The organism is Streptomyces sp. NPDC088554 (genome assembly GCF_044752945.1).
GTDB lineage: Bacteria > Actinomycetota > Actinomycetes > Streptomycetales > Streptomycetaceae > Streptomyces.
Map to the genome: position 1 here is coordinate 47,136 of NZ_JBIVMF010000032.1, position 16,722 is coordinate 63,857.

Consider the following 16,722-nt stretch of genomic DNA (forward strand, 5'->3'; position numbering starts at 1 on the left):
CCATATGATTCGGACGTCCCCGACGCGCTGCAAAGCGCCCAGGCGGGCCCTTAGCCCTCATCGTCTAGTGGCCCAGGACGCCGCCCTTTCAAGGCGGTAGCACGGGTTCGAATCCCGTTGGGGGCACGCAACACTGTGTGCGAGACTTGTGCTCGCACATTGCTTGGTCCTGTGGAGCAGTTTGGAGTGCTCGCCACCCTGTCAAGGTGGAGGCCGCGGGTTCAAATCCCGTCAGGACCGCTTGCAGCCGCGAGGCTGCGTGGCTGGGTAGCTCAGTTGGTACGAGCGATCGCCTGAAAAGCGATAGGTCGCCGGTTCGATCCCGGCCCCAGCCACCACAGTCCGCGAGGACCGAAGCCCCCACCGGGATCCCTGGTCGGGGGCTTTTTCGTACGCTGCTCGCCCATGGTTCGCATGTCTTTTCGTACGACTGCGGAAATCGGGTCGCCGCCGCCGAGCCACGGGTGAGATCCTGGTTCCGGTATGTCTACTTCCTTCGCCGACCTCCAGACCCTGCTGGCCGACGTCTCCCTGCGCGACGCGCAACGACTCGGCCGCCGTCTCGAAGGCGCACGGCGCATCCGTAAACCCGAAGCACGCCAGGCCGTGCTGGACGAGATCGCCGTTCAGACCGGGAAGGCCGCTGAGCGGATCCGGGCCCGGGGGGCGCGGGTGCCCGCCGTCTCGTACCCCGAACAGCTGCCCGTCAGCCAGAAGAAGGACACGATCCTGGAGGCGATACGCGACCACCAGGTCGTGATCGTCGCCGGCGAGACCGGGTCCGGGAAGACCACCCAGATCCCCAAGATCTGTCTGGAGCTGGGGCGTGGCGTCCGGGGCATGATCGGGCACACCCAGCCCCGCCGGATCGCCGCCCGCACCGTCGCCGAGCGGGTCGCGGACGAGCTGGACACCCCGCTGGGCGAGGCGGTCGGCTGGAAGGTCCGCTTCACCGACCAGGTGAACCAGGACGCGACGTTCATCAAGCTGATGACCGACGGCATCCTGCTCGCCGAGGTCCAGACGGACCGCGAGCTGCTCGCGTACGACACGATCATCATCGACGAGGCCCACGAGCGCAGCCTCAACATCGACTTCCTGCTCGGCTATCTCGCCCAGCTCCTCCCCCGCCGCCCCGACCTCAAGGTCGTCATCACCTCCGCGACCATCGACCCGGAGCGCTTCTCGCGCCACTTCGGGGACGCGCCCATCGTGGAGGTCTCCGGCCGTACGTACCCGGTGGAGGTCCGCTACCGGCCGCTGCTGGAGGAGGGCGGCTCGGACGGCGACCGCGACCAGATCACCGCGATCGCCGACGCCGTCGAGGAGCTCCAGTACGAGGAGCCGGGCGACATCCTGGTCTTCCTCTCCGGTGAGCGGGAGATCCGCGACACCGCCGAGGCGCTCCAGAAGCTCCCGCACCGGAACACCGAGGTGCTGCCCCTCTACGCCCGGCTCTCGCACGCCGAGCAGAACCGGGTGTTCCAGCGGCACAGCGGGCGCCGGATCGTCCTCGCGACCAATGTCGCCGAGACCTCGCTGACCGTCCCCGGCATCAAGTACGTGATCGACCCGGGCAACGCCCGGATCTCCCGCTACAGCCACCGCACCAAGGTCCAGCGCCTGCCGATCGAGCGGATCTCCCAGGCCAGCGCCAACCAGCGCAAGGGCCGCTGCGGCCGTACGTCGGACGGGATCTGTATCCGGCTGTACGCCGAGGACGACTTCGAGGCGCGCCCGGAGTTCACGGACGCCGAGATCCTCCGGACGAACCTCGCCTCGGTCATCCTCCAGATGACGGCGGCCGGCCTCGGCGACATCGAGAAGTTCCCCTTCATCGACCCGCCGGACCACCGGAACATCCGTGACGGGGTCCAGCTGCTCCAGGAGCTGGGCGCGTTCGACTCGTCGCCCGCCGCGCAGAAGGATCCGAAAAAGAAGCTGACCCCGCTCGGCCGCAAGCTCTCGCAGCTCCCGGTGGACCCGCGGCTCGCCCGTATGGTCATCGAGGCCGACCGCAACGGCTGCGCGCGCGAGGTGATGGTGATCGCCGCCGCGCTCTCCATCCAGGACCCGCGCGAGCGGCCCGCCGAGAAGCAGGCCCAGGCCGACCAGCAGCACGCCCGCTTCAAGGACGAGACGTCGGACTTCCTCGCGTTCATCAACCTCTGGCGGTACGTACGGGAGCAGCAGAAGACGTTGTCGTCCTCGGCCTTCCGCCGTATGTGCAAGTCGGAGTATCTGAACTTCCTGCGGATCAGGGAGTGGCAGGACATCTATTCGCAACTGCGCACGGTTGCAAAGCAGATGGGCATCCATCTGAACGAGGAGGACGCGGGCGACCAGTCCATCCACGTGTCGCTGCTCTCGGGGCTGCTGTCCCACATCGGCATGAAGGACGTGAAGGACGCCGGGGCGGCGGGTGGGAAACCCACAGCGAAGAACGAGTATCTGGGCGCCCGCAGCGCGAAGTTCGCCGTCTTCCCCGGATCCGCGCTCTTCAAGAAGCCGCCGCGCTTCCTCATGTCCGCCGAGCTGGTCGAGACCTCCCGACTGTGGGCGCGGGTCAACGCGAAGGTCGAGCCCGAGTGGATCGAGCCGCTCGCCGGTCATCTCCTCAAGCGCACCTACAGCGAGCCGCACTGGGAGAAGGATCTGGCGGCGGTGGTGGCGTACGAGAAGGTGACGCTGTACGGGGTCCCCATCGTCGCCCAGCGCAAGGTGAATTTCGGCCGGATCGATCCCGAGGCGTCGCGGGAGCTGTTCATCCGCAACGCGCTGGTCGAGGGCGACTGGCGGACGCACCACCAGTTCTTCCATGACAATCGCAAACTCCTGGGCGAGGTCGAGGAGCTGGAGCACCGCGCCCGGCGCCGCGACATCCTCGTGGACGACGAGACGCTGTACGACTTCTACGACCAGCGGGTGCCCGACGAGGTGGTCTCCGGGGCGCACTTCGACTCCTGGTGGAAGGCGAAGCGCCGGGACGAGCCGGAGCTGCTCGACTTCGAACGGTCGATGCTGATCAACGAGAAGGCCGGGTCGGTCACCAAGGACGACTATCCGGACTCCTGGCGTCAGGGACCGCTCAAGTTCCGGGTGACGTACCAGTTCGAGCCGGGTGCGGACGCGGACGGCGTGACCGTCCACGTCCCTCTCCAGGTGCTCAACCAGGTCACCTCCGAGGGGTTCGACTGGCAGATCCCGGGGCTGCGCGAGGAGGTGGTCGTGGAGCTGATCCGCTCCCTGCCCAAGCCGGTACGCCGCCACTACGTGCCCGCGCCGAACTACGCGGGCGCCTTCCTGGACCGGGCCGTGCCCCTCCAGGAGCCGCTGCCGGTGACGCTGGCGCGGGAGTTGCAGCGGATGGTGGGCGTGCCCGTCGCGGCGGACGACTTCGACCTCTCCCGGGTCCCGGACCATCTGAAGATCACCTTCCGGGTCGTCGACGAGCGGCGCCGCAAGATCGCCGAGGACAAGGACCTGGACGCTCTCAAGCTCCGGCTCCGCCCCAAGGCCCGCCAGGCCCTCTCGCAGGCCGCCGCGGCGACCGCCGAGCGCGCGGGCGGGGAGACGATCGAGCGCGCGGGGCTGACCGACTGGACGATCGGGACGCTGGTACGGGTCTTCGAGACCCGGCGCGCCGGCCAGCCCGTCAAGGCGTACCCGGCCCTGGTCGACCAGGGCGCCACCGTCGCCGTACGCCTCTTCGACACCGAGGCCGAGCAGCAGCAGGCGATGTGGGCGGGGACGCGGCGGCTGATCCTGCTGAACATCCCGGTGAACCCGGCGAAGTTCGCCTCCGACAAGCTCACCAACCAGCACAAGCTGGCGCTCTCCCGCAATCCGCACGGCTCGGTGCAGGCGCTCTTCGAGGACTGCGCGACCGCCGCCGCCGACAAGCTGATCGCCGACCACGGGGGGCCGGCCTGGGACGAGGAATCGTTCCGGAAGCTGTACGACAAGGTCCGCGCCGACCTCGTGGACGCGACCGTCCGTACCGTGGACCAGGTCCAGCAGATCCTGGCCGCCTGGCAGGCCTGTGAGCGCCGTTTGAAGGCCACGGGCAGTCTGGTGCTGGTGCGGAACGTCCAGGACGTCAGGGACCAGCTCACGGCCCTCGTACCGGCCGGCTTCGTCACCCGTACGGGACTGCGCAGGCTGCCGGACCTGATGCGCTATCTGGTCGCGGCCGACCGGCGGCTCCAGCAGATGCCCACGGCCGTCCAGCGCGACACCACGCGGATGGAGAAGGTCCACGAGATGCGGGACGAGTACGCCTGGCTGCTCGAACAGCTCCCCCAGGGGCGGCCGGTACCGCGCGAGGTCCTGGACATCCGCTGGATGATCGAGGAGCTGCGGGTGAGCTACTTCGCGCACGCGCTGGGCACGGCGTACCCCGTCTCGGACAAGCGGATCGTGAAGGCGATCGACGCGGCGGCGCCGTGACGGGCCCGGTCCCGGGGGCCGGCACGACCGCCGCCGGAGCCCCTTCCCGGCCCTCTCTCGACGCCAGTTCGACCGCACCCTCCGAGCTGCTGTAGAGTTTCGTTTCGCAGCCGCCGCCAAGGGGCCGCGAAACCTGGTCCTGTGGAGCAGTTTGGAGTGCTCGCCACCCTGTCAAGGTGGAGGCCGCGGGTTCAAATCCCGTCAGGACCGCAGTAAAGAGAAAGTCCGTATCCGAAAGGATGCGGGCTTTTTCGTTGTGCCGTTGGGCGGTTGCCCCGTTCAGCCGTTACGCGGTCGCCCTGTTCGGCTCCTACGCGGTCGCCCCGGCCCGCCGCTGTGCCGCCCCGCTCTCCGCCGCCGGGCGCCCCGCCGCCGGGCTCCGTCCTTCCCCGGCGCTTCCCCCTCTTCCCTCCCGCTTGCCTCTCTTCCCTCCCGCTTGCCTGGCTTCCCTCCCGCTTCTCCGCCGCTTCCGTACTGCCCGAACAGGTAAGACCGCGGTAATGGCGCGACCAAATTCGCCACGCGCGGGCCCCGCCGCCTTGACTGCGCGCCTCCGCCCGGGGATACCTAGAACCAAGGCCCCCTGAACGTCATATCGCCGGGGCCGCACCGGGGGTGGTGTGCGTGACCGCGTCGACTACGGGACACAGGACCAGCGCGTTGCTGCGCGCCCATCTGGCGGCCGTCTCGGGCCATCCGCACCGGACGGGGTACTGCCAGGTCTGCCATCGTCTCCAGCGGCTCGCCATGGAATACGTACCGGCCGATGGGGTAGTCGACTTACCGGGCACACCCGACGACGACCAAACCCCTCCCGACGCCTGATCCTTGACCTCCCCGGGGCGTCCGCACGGTGTCCGTACACCGCCCGCGCCCCGCTCACGGGGTGTGACGCGAGTCACCAGCGAAGTTCGGAAAAGTGCAGCTCTTACACCTGACCTACACGGCACCAATTTAATATGTGCAATTGCACTGCCGATCAGGGCTCTCCGGAGGCGTCCGGCCGACCCTCCACACACAGCCTCAACAGGGTCGGGACAGAACCTTCACAGGGCACAAAAAAAGATCGCGCTGGACTCGGCGGAGCCCAGCGCGATCGACGACTTACCCGCAAAGCGAGGGCATGGGGCCTGTTGGGGCAGGATTCCCGTCGTATGGAGCTATGTGTCGGGACGACCGGGTTGGGGGCCCGGTAGAACCCAGTTCGTTGTGCCCTAAATGAGCCTTACTGAGCCCTGCTTGGTGGTTCAGGCCTCGCTGCGCTGCTGCGGAATACCCGCAAGCAGTGCGCGGACCTCAGCCTCGCGATACCGGCGATGCCCACCGAGCGTACGGATGGACGTGAGCTTGCCGGCCTTTGCCCAGCGCGTGACCGTCTTCGGGTCCACACGGAACATCGTGGCAACCTCAGCCGGGGTCAGCAGCGGCTCGGCATCAGGGGTGCGAGCGGTCATGAGCGGCCTCCTCGGGAGAACCGAACCTTCTCGGTTCTTTCCTCTAAATTCTGCACCTTGACCCGCGTTGCCCGAAATGGCGGACGCGGGCCGAGTCGGTTATAGGACGAACGGCTTGTCCTCGGCACTACAACTACACCATCCGTCCAGCCACGTCGGCCAAACCGATGGAATTGCCCTCTGAGGTGTTCATCAGCGGCGGAAGCCGATGGACCATGCCATAGCGGACAGTCACGTCACAGATACGATCAGTCACAGAGCGATCAGGAGTCACTGGACCCCCCACATAGAGTGCAATGCCGAGCATTCCGCCCATAGTTGGACGGAAGGAACCCTCCCCGGACTCCTTGTCCTATTTTGACACGAGGGTGGGCGATGGGCGCAAGAGCCCCGTTAGTGCGGTCCGTCACGCTTGGCGGCAATCGCCCGGATCGGGACCTACGCCCTGGTGCTCGGTACAAGTTTCGTTCAATTCTGTTCCGTGTCTGTTTCATGCTCGCACCAAGATCACCGCAGTCCGACCACCGGCCACCGCGGCGGCCCGCTCCGCCTCAGTTCGCGAACTGGCGGTCGCGGACCGCGCGCCACCGCTCCGTGAGCCGCCCGTACGCCTCTCCCGCCGCGTCGTCGTCGCCGTCCCGCAGCGCCGCGAGCGCCTCGCCCACATCGGCCGCCGAGCGGTCCTCGGCCAGCAGGGCGTCCGGCAGGGCGTGCGCCAGGCCGCCGTAGTCCAGTTCGACCAGTGAACGCGGGTGGAACTCCTCCAGCCACCGCCCCACGTCCACCAGCCCCTCGGCCAGCGGCCCGTCGCCCGCCGCGTCCCGCAGGGTCTTCAGCGCGCGGGCGAGCCGCCGTCTGGCCTGCGCCATCGGGGTCCGGTAGCGCAGCGCGGCCGGCTTCCCTCCGGGGGCGCCGGCCCTCTCGTACATCCGCTCCTCGTCGGCGAAGAGCGTGAACCAGCGCACCGGGACCTGCCAGAGCGCCGTCCTGATCCACGGCCGCGCGTCCGGGTTGAGGTCGCGCCAGTGGGCGTAGTCCGCCGTCGCCTGGTCGCGCACCACCTCCGGCAGGACCGCGTCCAGCAGGGGCGGCGGCAGCGTCCTGGGCAGCTCCTCCAGGGCCAGCCAGCCGCGCAGCCGGGTGCGCCACGGGCAGACGCAGACCACGCCGTCCACCACGGCGACGAAGGCGTCCGCGCTCTCGTGGACCGGGACGGCCACCGGCGGGGTCGGCAGCAAGTCGGCCAGGGAACGCCTCAGTTCGTCCTGTGCGGTCGGTACGCGCCCCCTTTTGGCGTACAGCTGCCAGTGCTCCCGCTCGGGCCGGGGAAAGGCCGCCAGCGGCTCGTACACCCGCAGGTAGGACGCGTAAGGGACAACCACAGAAGACTCCGCAGGCATGCCGCGCATCGTCCCACGCCGGTCACCCCCAAGGGGGTGATCCTCTTCACTGGGGCTGATCCCCACCCGCCTCAGGACTTACTCTCGTGCCCAACCGGGTCCCTCCCCCCACCCCCTGGAAGGCCCGCGCAGGGCCCCCGGGAGGGGGCTGTTACCCACCGCCGCCTCGTACTTGGGAGTCACCACCGTGACCGATGTCTCCGGCGCGCCGGTCGACGTACTGCACACCTTGTTCCGCTCGGAGCAGGGCGGCCACGAGCAGGTCGTGCTCTGCCAGGACCGCCCCAGCGGCCTCAAGGCCGTCATCGCCCTCCACTCCACCGCCCTCGGCCCCGGCCTGGGCGGCACCCGCTTCTACCCGTACGCCTCCGAGGAGGAGGCCGTCGCCGACGCGCTGAACCTCTCCCGGGGCATGTCGTACAAGAACGCCATGGCCGGGCTCGACCACGGCGGCGGCAAGGCCGTGATCATCGGCGACCCCGAGCAGCTCAAGAGCGAGGAGCTGCTGCTCGCGTACGGGCGGTTCGTGGCCTCGCTCGGTGGCCGGTATGTGACGGCCTGCGATGTGGGTACGTACGTCGCGGACATGGATGTCGTCGCGCGCGAGTGCCGCTGGACGACCGGCCGCTCGCCCGAGAACGGCGGCGCGGGCGACTCCTCCGTGCTGACCGCCTTCGGCGTCTTCCAGGGCATGCGGGCCAGCGCGCAGCACCAGTGGGGCGACCCGTCGCTGCGCGGCCGTACGGTCGGCATCGCGGGCGTCGGCAAGGTCGGCCACCACCTGGTGGAACACCTGCTCAAGGACGGCGCGCGCGTCGTGATCACGGATGTACGGGACGAGCCGGTGCGCCGGATCACCGACGCGCACCCGGAGGTCACCGCCGTCGCCGACACGGAGACCCTGATCCGCACCGAGGGCCTGGACATCTACGCCCCCTGCGCGCTCGGCGGCGCCCTGAGCGACGCGTCCGTGCCGGTCCTCACCGCCTCGATCGTCTGCGGAGCGGCCAACAACCAGCTCGCCCACCCGGGTGTCGAGAAGGACCTCGCGGACCGCCGGATCCTGTACGCGCCCGACTACGTGGTGAACGCGGGCGGGGTGATCCAGGTCGCCGACGAGCTGCACGGGTTCGACTTCGAACGGTGCCGCGCGAAGGCCGCGAAGATCTTCGACACCACACTCGGAATCTTCGCACGAGCAAATCAGGATGGCATTCCGCCGGCCGCGGCGGCCGACCGGATCGCGGAGCACAGGATGGCGGAAGCCCGCCACCGCTGATCCGGCGCGACCCGTCGAGGAGCCCGTCGAGGGCGCGCGGACGGCCGGGGAGACCAGACTCACTCCGGTCGGCGGGTCGGCGCGCCCAGAAGAGGTTAAAATCGCAGCTGACCAGGGAGGACAGGGCGCCTCCCCGGTCCTGCTCCGAGGCGCGTCATGCGGGCGGCGTACCGTATGGCCACGGAAGCAGGTACCGTTGAAGCCCTACGGACGGGTCTCTCCACGGAGAGCTCGTTCTGATTCATGAACGCGTGTCAAGACTCTGGGGCCGTCGAGCCCCGTCACCGAGGGGGTCGAGCCATGGGGCGCGGCCGGGCCAAGGCCAAGCAGACGAAGGTCGCCCGCCAGCTGAAGTACAACAGCGGCGGGACAGACCTGTCGCGTCTGGCCAATGAGCTGGGCGCATCGCCTTCGAGTCAGCCACCGAACGCAGAGCCGTTCGAGGACGACGACGAGGAAGATGACCCGTACGCACAGTACGCGGATCGATACAACAACGACGAGGACGAGGACGACCAGTCCGGACCCTCGGCGCAGCGCCGCGGCGCTTGACGTCCGTATCCCCCCGAGCGATGAACCGCCCGTCCGGCGGTAGCTCGCGTACGTAACGCAGTTTGCTTTCTTCAAGCGACATATTTTTATAGCGCTGGCTCATGTACCCGGTCCGGGCAGTACGTCCGGACCGGGTTCTGTGCTGTCCCGTGGCCTTCGGGCTCTCTTGTCCTCAGGTTCTCTTGTCCTCGGGGCGCCCCGAGGACAAGGGTCAGCTCGCGTAGTCGCCGACCATCGTCGCGCCCGTGGTGTGGTCGCCACGCTCGGTGATCTCGCCCGCGACCCAGGACTCCACGCCCCGGTCGGCGAGTGTGGTGAGCGCGGAGTCGACCGCGTCCGCCGGGACGACGGCGATCATGCCGACGCCCATGTTCAGCGTCTTCTCCAGCTCCGGGCGCTCCACCCGGCCGGCCTTGCCGACCACGTCGAACACCGCGCCGGGCGTCCAGGTCGAGCGGTCCACCGTGGCGTGCAGTCCGTCGGGGACGACCCTGGCCAGGTTGGCCGCGAGACCACCGCCGGTGACATGGCTGAAAGCATGCACATCGGTGGTCCTGGTGAGCGCCAGACAGTCCAGCGAATAGATCCGCGTGGGCTCCAGCAGCTCTTCGCCCAGGGTGCGGCCGAACTCCTCGACCTCCCGGTCCAGCGACCAGCCGGCCCGGTCGAAGACGACGTGCCGGACGAGTGAGTACCCGTTGGAGTGAAGCCCGGAGGACTCCATGGCGATCACCACGTCACCCGTACGGATACGATCCGCGCCCAGCAGCCGGTCCGCCTCGACCACGCCCGTACCGGCTCCGGCGACATCGAAGTCGTCCTCGCCCAGCAGCCCGGGGTGCTCGGCGGTCTCCCCGCCGATCAGGGCGCAGCCGGCCAGGACGCAGCCTTCGGCGATGCCCTTGACGATGGCTGCGACACGCTCGGGGTGGACCTTGCCGACACAGATGTAGTCGGTCATGAAGAGCGGCTCGGCGCCGCAGACGACCAGGTCGTCGACGACCATGCCGACGAGGTCGTGGCCGATCGTGTCGTACACGCCCATCTTGCGGGCGAGGTCGACCTTCGTACCGACACCGTCGGTGGCGGAGGCGAGCAGCGGACGCTCGTAGCGCTTGAGGGCGGAGGCGTCGAAGAGGCCGGCGAAACCGCCGATGCCACCGAGAACCTCGGGGCGCCGGGTCTTCTTCACCCACTCCTTCATCAGCTCGACCGCGCGGTCACCGGCTTCGATATCGACGCCCGCGGCTGCATAGCTGGCACCAGTAGTCGTTTCGGACATGGCTGGGTACTTTCTTGTCGGCTTCGGTCGTCGAACGATCGTCGAACGGTGGTCGAGCGATAGTGGAACGTCGGGAGTGGAATTTTTCGGGATCTCTTCGGGATCTCTTCGTCGATCGCTTCGTGATCGCTTCATCGATCGCTTCGTGGATCTCGTGGGAGCCCTACGGGCGGCGGAGCGCCTCGGAGGCGGCGCTGGCCGGACCGGCCGCCAGCTCGGTCTCCAGGAGCTGCTTGCCGAGCAGCTCGGGATCGGGCAGCTCCATCGGGTACTCGCCGTCGAAGCAGGCGCGGCAGAGGTTCGGCTTGGCGATCGTGGTCGCCTCGATCATCCCGTCCAGGGAGATGTACGAGAGCGAGTCCGCGCCCATGGAGACGCCGATCTCCTCGACCGTCATGCCGTTGGCGATCAGCTCCGCGCGGGTGGCGAAGTCGATACCGAAGAAGCAGGGCCACTTCACCGGCGGCGACGAGATCCGGATGTGGACCTCGGCGGCGCCCGCCTCGCGGAGCATCTTGACCAGGGCGCGCTGGGTGTTGCCGCGGACGATCGAGTCGTCGACGACCACCAGGCGCTTGCCTCTGATGACTTCCTTCAGCGGGTTCAGCTTGAGCCGGATACCCAGCTGGCGGATGGTCTGGGACGGCTGGATGAAGGTCCGGCCGACATAGGCGTTCTTGACGAGTCCCGAACCGTACGGAATGCCGCTGGCCTCCGCGTAACCGATGGCGGCGGGGGTGCCGGACTCGGGTGTCGCTATGACGAGGTCCGCCTCGACCGGGGCTTCCTTGGCGAGTTTCCGCCCCATCTCGACCCGGGACAGATAGACGTTCCGGCCGGCGATGTCCGTATCGGGACGGGCCAGATAGACGTACTCGAAGACACAGCCCTTCGGCTTCGCTTCCGCGAAGCGCTGGGTGCGCAGCCCGTTCTCGTCGATGGCGATCAGCTCGCCCGGCTCGATCTCCCGGACGTACGAGGCGCCGCAGATGTCCAGGGCCGCGCCCTCGGAGGCCACCACCCAGCCACGCTCGAGACGGCCGAGGACCAGCGGGCGGATGCCCTGCGGGTCACGGGCCGCGTACAGGGTGTGCTCGTCCATGAAGACGAACGAGAAGGCACCCCTGACCTCGGGCAGGATCTTGGCGGCGGCTTCCTCAAGAGTGAGGGGCTTGCCGTCGGTATCCGTCTGGCTGGCCAGCAGGGCCGTCACCAGGTCGGTGTCATTGGTGGCGGCGACACGGGTCGTCCGGCCGTTCTCCTTGGGCAGATCGGCGACCATTCCGGCGAGCTGGGCCGTATTGACCAGATTGCCGTTGTGACCGAGCGCGATGGAGCCGTGGGCGGTGGCCCGGAAGGTCGGCTGCGCGTTCTCCCACACCGAGGCTCCGGTGGTGGAGTAGCGGGCGTGGCCCACCGCGATATGACCCACGAGGGAGCTGAGGGATGTTTCGTCGAAGACCTGTGAGACGAGGCCCATGTCCTTGAATACAAGGATCTTGGACCCGTTGCTCACTGCGATGCCCGCGGACTCCTGTCCACGGTGCTGCAGGGCATACAGTCCGAAATAGGTGAGCTTGGCGACCTCTTCGCCCGGGGCCCAGACTCCGAAGACGCCGCAAGCGTCCTGGGGGCCTTTCTCACCGGGGAGCAGGTCGTGGTTGAGTCGTCCATCACCACGAGGCACGCCACCGAGTGTAGGCGAGATCGACCACTGGTCCGAATTGGGGATACGGACCAGTGGCCCGGACCGCTTCGGACCAGTGGCCCGGATCACTTCGCCGGACCCTCCTCGGGGGCCTTCGCGACAGCGCCCACACCGGCGCCCCCGGCCTTGTCGCCGGTGGCCGTGAGGGTCAGGGTGTTGTGTCCCAATTCATACTCGGCCGTGCCGTTCAGCGCCTTCAGCACCTGCTGCTCCACGGCCATCTCCGGCTCGGCGCACATCTTCCTGGTCGTACGGAGCGCGCCGAAGGTGAGGGTGGAGGACTCCTCCGAGACGGTGAAGGAGCCGGAGAAGGCGTTGCAGCCGAGGGAGCCCTCGACGGTGCCGGTGCCGGTGCCGGTGCTCCCGCCCTGCTCCGGGTCCTTGCTCTCCTTCGCCTCCGTCTCCTTCACCTCACTGAAGGTGAGGGTGGCCCTGCCCGCGGTGCCCGCGGGCAGGGAGGTGCTGGTCCCCGGGCCGTCGACCAGGGAGTCCACGGTCCAGGTGGTGCCGGTGAGGGGCGTGGGCGCCACGGGGGCGAGGTCGACGGTGTCGCCGTCCTCGTTGATGAGGGTGATGTGGCCGTCCTTCTCCTTCTTCTCGCCCTTGCTCTCGCCGGTCCTGCCCTCGCCGCTCTCCCCGCCGGCCTCTCCGACCGTGGCCCGGAGCTTCCCGGTGAGGACGCGGCCGAGGGCCTCGTCGAAGGCCAGCAGGGCGTCGTCACAGCTACGTTGTGTGGTCTCCGTACGGCCGATGGTGATCGTGTCGCCGTCGACGGTGGCCTCCGCGCCGAGGTGGTTGCAGGCGCCCTGGGCGCTGATCCGGGTCTTGGCGCCCTTGGCGCCGGTGCCGGGCTCCGCGCTCTTGACGGCGGTGACCTCCAGCCCGGCATCCGACTTGTCGGGTACGACGGTGCTCTTGCCGTCGACGGTCACGCCGGCGATGTCCCAGTAGACGCCCGTGAACGTGAACCCGTTCGGTACGGAACTCCCGGCGCTCCGCGCGCCGACCTCGGTCCCCTCGCCCGCCCCGGCCCCGGCCCCGGACTTCGACTCCGTACCGCAGGCGGCCAGTGCGAGCAGGGCGAACGCGGTGACGGTGGTGACGACGGAGATGCGGGGGCCCCTGGATGAGCGGGAGGCGCGGGAAGGCTGGGAGGCCCTTGAGGCCGTGGCGGCTCTGGCGGCCCCGGAGCCCAGAGGGGCCCGGGATACCAGGGAGACCGTGGGGACTGGGGTGATCGGCTGCTTCGGCATGCCGGTGTGACGGAGCGCACCGGTCTACGGTTCCGTCCTCCGTACCGTCCAGTCGTCCCTGCGTCCCGCCCGTCCGTACCGTCCAGCCGTCCGTCAGCCCATCAGCGGGAGCAGAGCGGAGAGATCCGCACGCTCCCCGCTCGCGCTCACCCGCGCCTCCGCGACGGCGTCGTCCCAGGACGTACGGCCGGTGGCCAGCCGGATCCAGGTCAGCGGGTCCGTCTCCACGACGTTCGGCGGCGTACCCCGGGTGTGCCTCGGCCCCGCCACGCACTGGACCACGGCGTACGGCGGGATGCGTACCTCCGTCGATCCGCCCGGCACCTTCACGGCGAGCGCGTCGGCCAGCAGCCGCGTACAGGCGGCGAGCGCCTGCCGTTCGAAGGGGATGGACAGCCCGAGCGCCCGATTCAGATCATCGGTATGGACGATCAGCTCCACGGTCCGGGTGACCAGGTAGTCCCCCAGGCTCATCGCCCCGACCCGCGTCGGCAGCGGCCGCCCGTCGTCCGCGTCCGACAGGAACCCGGCGATCCGGTGCGCGGCCCGGTCGAGCAGCTCCATGGGCGGCGCGGACACGGCGAGCGCCGTCACGTCCTCCGCGATGTCCCCGGCGTACCGGGCGGTCACGAACGGCCACTCCGCCAGCACGACCACCGGCCCGGCGGCGGCCACCGTCGCGGCCTGCGACCGCTCGGGCTCCTCCAGATACCGGCTCACGGACTCGATGCCCATGCTCAGATGCGCCGCCAGCTCCCGCACGGTCCACGCCCCGAGCCCGGACGGCAACGCCAGCTGCTCGGCCGTGAGCGCGCCGATCGCCTCCCGTACCCGCGCGAACTGCGCCAGAACGGCGGCCCGGATCGTGGCGGAGTCGTAGACGCGCGGCCGCTTCCTGGCGGGCTTCGGCGCGGGCGTCGGCTTCGACGCGGGCGTGCCTGCGGGCTTCGACGCGGGCGTGCCTGCGGGCTCCGACGCGGGCTTCGGCATGGACGCCACGGCGGCCAGCCCGGTCGCCCGGCCCTCCCCGTCCCACTGGATCTCCAACACCCGTTCGACGGCATCGCGGTTGAGGGGGCCGTACAGGTGGGGGAACGAGGTGCCCTCGGGGACCCCGGGGGGCGGTACGGGCGCCGCCTCCTCCCACTTCAGCGTGGCGGCGAGTCTGCCCGGGTCGATCAGGAGCGCCAGCAACGGCCTCGGCGCGTCGCGGTAGAAGGCGTTGACAACGGCCAGGGTGGTCTTCTCGTCGGGGGAGCAGTGGATGAAGCCCTCCGCCGCGAGGGATCCCGGTGTGTACGGACGGTCCGGGGAGGCGTTCCAGTCGGCGAGGGGGACGGTGTGATAGATCATGGCCCGGTTATACCGCCGGGCACAGCCTGCCCGGGGGGGCTACGCGTACGGCAGGATCCGGCGGATCTCCTCCAGGGGGTACGGGGTCCGCCTGCTCCGGTTCTGGAGCTCGCGGTTGAAGGCCCCGACCACCGCGGCGAGCGGCGCGTGGCGGGTGAGGATCGCCGCGGCCTCCGCCGGGATTCCCGTGGGGCGCTCGCCCCGGGCGTACGCGCGCACCTGCGCGTCGCGGTCGGCTTTTCCGTCCCCGTGGGTTCCGTACCCGTGCACTGCGGTGGCCAGCCAGTTCACCAGATGCGTGCGGGTGTAGCAGCGGTCGTAGACCTGGTGCCGGTCGAAGAACTCGGCCTCGGCCCGGGACAGTTCGAACCGGGAGGAGATGGCGAGGCCGTAATCCGCGAAGTAGAGGCGTCGGCCGTCGGTCAGGATGTTCTCGAAGTGGGCGTCGAAGTGCAGGAGTTCACGGCCGTTCATGAACGACGTACCGGCTTCCAGCTCCCTTTCCACCATGGCGCAGGCCCGGTTGACGGCCTCGTCACCGGCGGTGAGCTGAGCGCCCAGCCACTGGTGCAGCGTCTGCGGGATGTACTCCAGGAACAGCGCGACGCTCGCCGATTCATCGAGCGGGCCGTCCAGCAGCGGCGGTCGCTCACTGCGCAACGGGCAACACGAGACGCCTGAGCCGCTCCGTCAAAAGCCCGCTTACGACTCCGCCGCCCGGACGCCCCTGGCGAAGGCCGCCCAGGCGGTGGGGGCGAGGCTGAGAACCGGGCCGGTGGGGTGCTTGGAGTCACGGACAGCGACGGTGTGAGGGACGTTGAGGGCTACCTCTACGCACTCGCCGGTCGCGTCGCTGTAGCTGGACTTCTTGAAGCGGAACACGTCACGCACTCATTTCTTTACCGATGTCCTCGATGAGCTGAGCAGAATCATGAGGCGACAGGCTGACCGCACATAGACGAGCGAAGAGGCTCGCATAGATTGCGCTCTCCTCCGTGCCTTCTACCCACGCAGTTGAGCCAAGGCCATCCATGTGCACCACGTCCACCGCACCCTCTTCAGCAAACGAGAGGATGTTGAAGGGACCTCCGCTGCCAGGGTAGCCACTTGCCCGGAAGGGCAGCACTTGGACTTGAACGTTGGGCAGTTCAGTCGATTCGCGCAACTGGGCCAGCTGCCGCTTCATCACTCCGGATCCGCCCATGAGTTGACGGAGCGCTGCTTCCGAGATGACCGCGTGCACCTGTAGCGCACGATCACCGTGCAGGCGTGCCTGCCGCCTCAGCCGCACATCAACGATCCGCTCGATGCCATCAATATCGTCGGGCAGGATGGCAGACACCGCCATGGCACGGATGTACTCCGCTGTCTGGAACAGCCCGGGGATCAACGAGATCTGCCAGCAGCGCACCTTGAGGGCCACGTCCTCCATCGCGATGTACTCCCGCAGGTTCCCCTGGTCGAGAACGTTCCACCAGCCCTTCACCCTGCGGCGCTCGCGGTCCAGTTTGGCCAGCCCCAGCAGGCCCTGGACGACCTGGTCGTCGTCGACTCCGTACAGCTTGCACAGCGCGATGATGTCCGGATCGCGGAACGGCACCCAGCCCTGCTCCATCTTGCCGACCTTGGCCGTCTGCGCGCTGAGGACCTCCGCCGCGCGGGTCTGGTTGAGGCCGACGGCCTCCCGGAAAGCCAGTAGCTGGCTGCCCAACTGGCGTGCCAGAACCGTCGTTACGCGGTTCCCCATGTTTGCGCGACGCTGCGTCACCGCACATCACCTCCTGGTGTTGGACACAGTCTGCAACAGCCGTACGACAGCCCACAATCACCCTCTCGGGGAGAATTAACTCCGGGAGCTTGTACGCTCACACGCTGGCCGCTACGTTCAGTGCTCTACCGCTCGCACTGCGGAGCCGCCCGGTGGAAGTGCACCGCCCTGCCCTGTGCCCGGATAACCGGGTGAGGGCTCGCGCGGTATCGCCACTGCCGGGG

Annotated in this window: 12 protein-coding genes, 4 tRNA genes and 2 pseudogenes; 8 read left to right on the forward strand and 10 right to left on the reverse strand. The window is 68.8% G+C overall.

Annotated elements, in window-relative coordinates:
• Positions 1–53 precede the first annotated feature (53 nt).
• From ACIP8W_RS28140 to ACIP8W_RS28165, 6 genes are all read left to right on the forward strand, one after another.
• Positions 54–126: transfer RNA gene (locus tag ACIP8W_RS28140), tRNA-Glu, on the forward strand.
• 39 nt (positions 127–165) lie between these two features.
• A tRNA-Asp gene (locus ACIP8W_RS28145) sits at positions 166–240 on the forward strand.
• 21 nt (positions 241–261) lie between these two features.
• Positions 262–338: transfer RNA gene (locus ACIP8W_RS28150), tRNA-Phe, on the forward strand.
• Between the two features lie 145 nt (positions 339–483).
• Positions 484–4,449: an ATP-dependent RNA helicase HrpA gene (gene hrpA, locus ACIP8W_RS28155; protein WP_401957533.1), complete on the forward strand. Its 3,966-nt coding sequence runs from the start codon at positions 484–486 to the stop codon at positions 4,447–4,449.
• Between the two features lie 135 nt (positions 4,450–4,584).
• A tRNA-Asp gene (locus ACIP8W_RS28160) sits at positions 4,585–4,659 on the forward strand.
• 414 nt (positions 4,660–5,073) lie between these two features.
• Positions 5,074–5,274: a DUF6274 family protein gene (locus ACIP8W_RS28165; RefSeq protein WP_401957535.1), complete on the forward strand. Its 201-nt coding sequence runs from the start codon at positions 5,074–5,076 to the stop codon at positions 5,272–5,274.
• 422 nt (positions 5,275–5,696) lie between these two features.
• On the opposite strand, the gene bldC is transcribed toward ACIP8W_RS28165, so the two are convergent.
• Both bldC and ACIP8W_RS28175 read right to left on the reverse strand, forming a co-directional pair.
• Positions 5,697–5,903: a developmental transcriptional regulator BldC gene (gene bldC / locus ACIP8W_RS28170; RefSeq protein WP_003949541.1), complete on the reverse strand. Its 207-nt coding sequence runs from the start codon at positions 5,901–5,903 to the stop codon at positions 5,697–5,699.
• A gap of 551 nt (positions 5,904–6,454) precedes the next feature.
• Entirely contained in the window at positions 6,455–7,303 is an 849-nt protein-coding gene (locus ACIP8W_RS28175) for a hypothetical protein (protein ID WP_402205166.1), read from the reverse strand.
• 187 nt (positions 7,304–7,490) lie between these two features.
• Here ACIP8W_RS28175 and ACIP8W_RS28180 point away from each other — a divergent pair, with 187 nt between their 5' ends.
• A complete protein-coding gene (locus ACIP8W_RS28180) occupies positions 7,491–8,582 on the forward strand; it encodes a Leu/Phe/Val dehydrogenase (protein WP_401957541.1) in 1,092 nt (363 codons plus the stop codon).
• A gap of 300 nt (positions 8,583–8,882) precedes the next feature.
• On the forward strand, positions 8,883–9,134 hold the full coding sequence (locus ACIP8W_RS28185) for a DUF3073 domain-containing protein (protein WP_401957542.1): 252 nt from the start codon (positions 8,883–8,885) through the stop codon (positions 9,132–9,134).
• Positions 9,135–9,345: 211 nt separating this feature from the next.
• On the opposite strand, the gene purM is transcribed toward ACIP8W_RS28185, so the two are convergent.
• The 8 genes and pseudogenes from purM to ACIP8W_RS28225 all read right to left on the reverse strand — a co-directional run bounded on the left by purM (position 9,346) and on the right by ACIP8W_RS28225 (position 16,498).
• Complete coding sequence (purM, locus tag ACIP8W_RS28190) at positions 9,346–10,416, reverse strand: phosphoribosylformylglycinamidine cyclo-ligase (RefSeq protein WP_401957544.1); 1,071 nt, start codon at positions 10,414–10,416, stop codon at positions 9,346–9,348.
• Between the two features lie 163 nt (positions 10,417–10,579).
• Positions 10,580–12,103: an amidophosphoribosyltransferase gene (purF, locus tag ACIP8W_RS28195; RefSeq protein ID WP_401957547.1), complete on the reverse strand. Its 1,524-nt coding sequence runs from the start codon at positions 12,101–12,103 to the stop codon at positions 10,580–10,582.
• Positions 12,104–12,189: 86 nt separating this feature from the next.
• Positions 12,190–13,377 (reverse strand): META domain-containing protein, encoded by a 1,188-nt coding sequence (locus ACIP8W_RS28200; protein ID WP_402205169.1) that lies wholly within the window; start codon positions 13,375–13,377, stop codon positions 12,190–12,192.
• Positions 13,378–13,470: 93 nt separating this feature from the next.
• Positions 13,471–14,241 carry a sterol carrier family protein gene (locus tag ACIP8W_RS28205; protein WP_401957563.1) on the reverse strand — a complete coding sequence of 257 codons (771 nt, stop codon included), beginning with the start codon at positions 14,239–14,241 and terminating at the stop codon, positions 13,471–13,473.
• 195 nt (positions 14,242–14,436) lie between these two features.
• Positions 14,437–14,730, reverse strand: a pseudogene (locus tag ACIP8W_RS28210) (DUF952 domain-containing protein); the annotation flags it as partial.
• Positions 14,731–14,769: 39 nt separating this feature from the next.
• Positions 14,770–15,345, reverse strand: a pseudogene (locus ACIP8W_RS28215) (protein kinase family protein); the annotation flags it as partial.
• 87 nt (positions 15,346–15,432) lie between these two features.
• The gene (locus ACIP8W_RS28220; RefSeq protein ID WP_402205171.1) at positions 15,433–15,621 is read right to left on the reverse strand and encodes a DUF397 domain-containing protein; all 189 of its coding nucleotides are present in this window, start codon (positions 15,619–15,621) and stop codon (positions 15,433–15,435) included.
• Positions 15,614–16,498: a helix-turn-helix domain-containing protein gene (locus ACIP8W_RS28225; RefSeq protein WP_401957554.1), complete on the reverse strand. Its 885-nt coding sequence runs from the start codon at positions 16,496–16,498 to the stop codon at positions 15,614–15,616. Before ACIP8W_RS28225 ends, ACIP8W_RS28220 begins: the two co-directional genes overlap by 8 nt.
• Positions 16,499–16,722 lie beyond the last annotated feature (224 nt).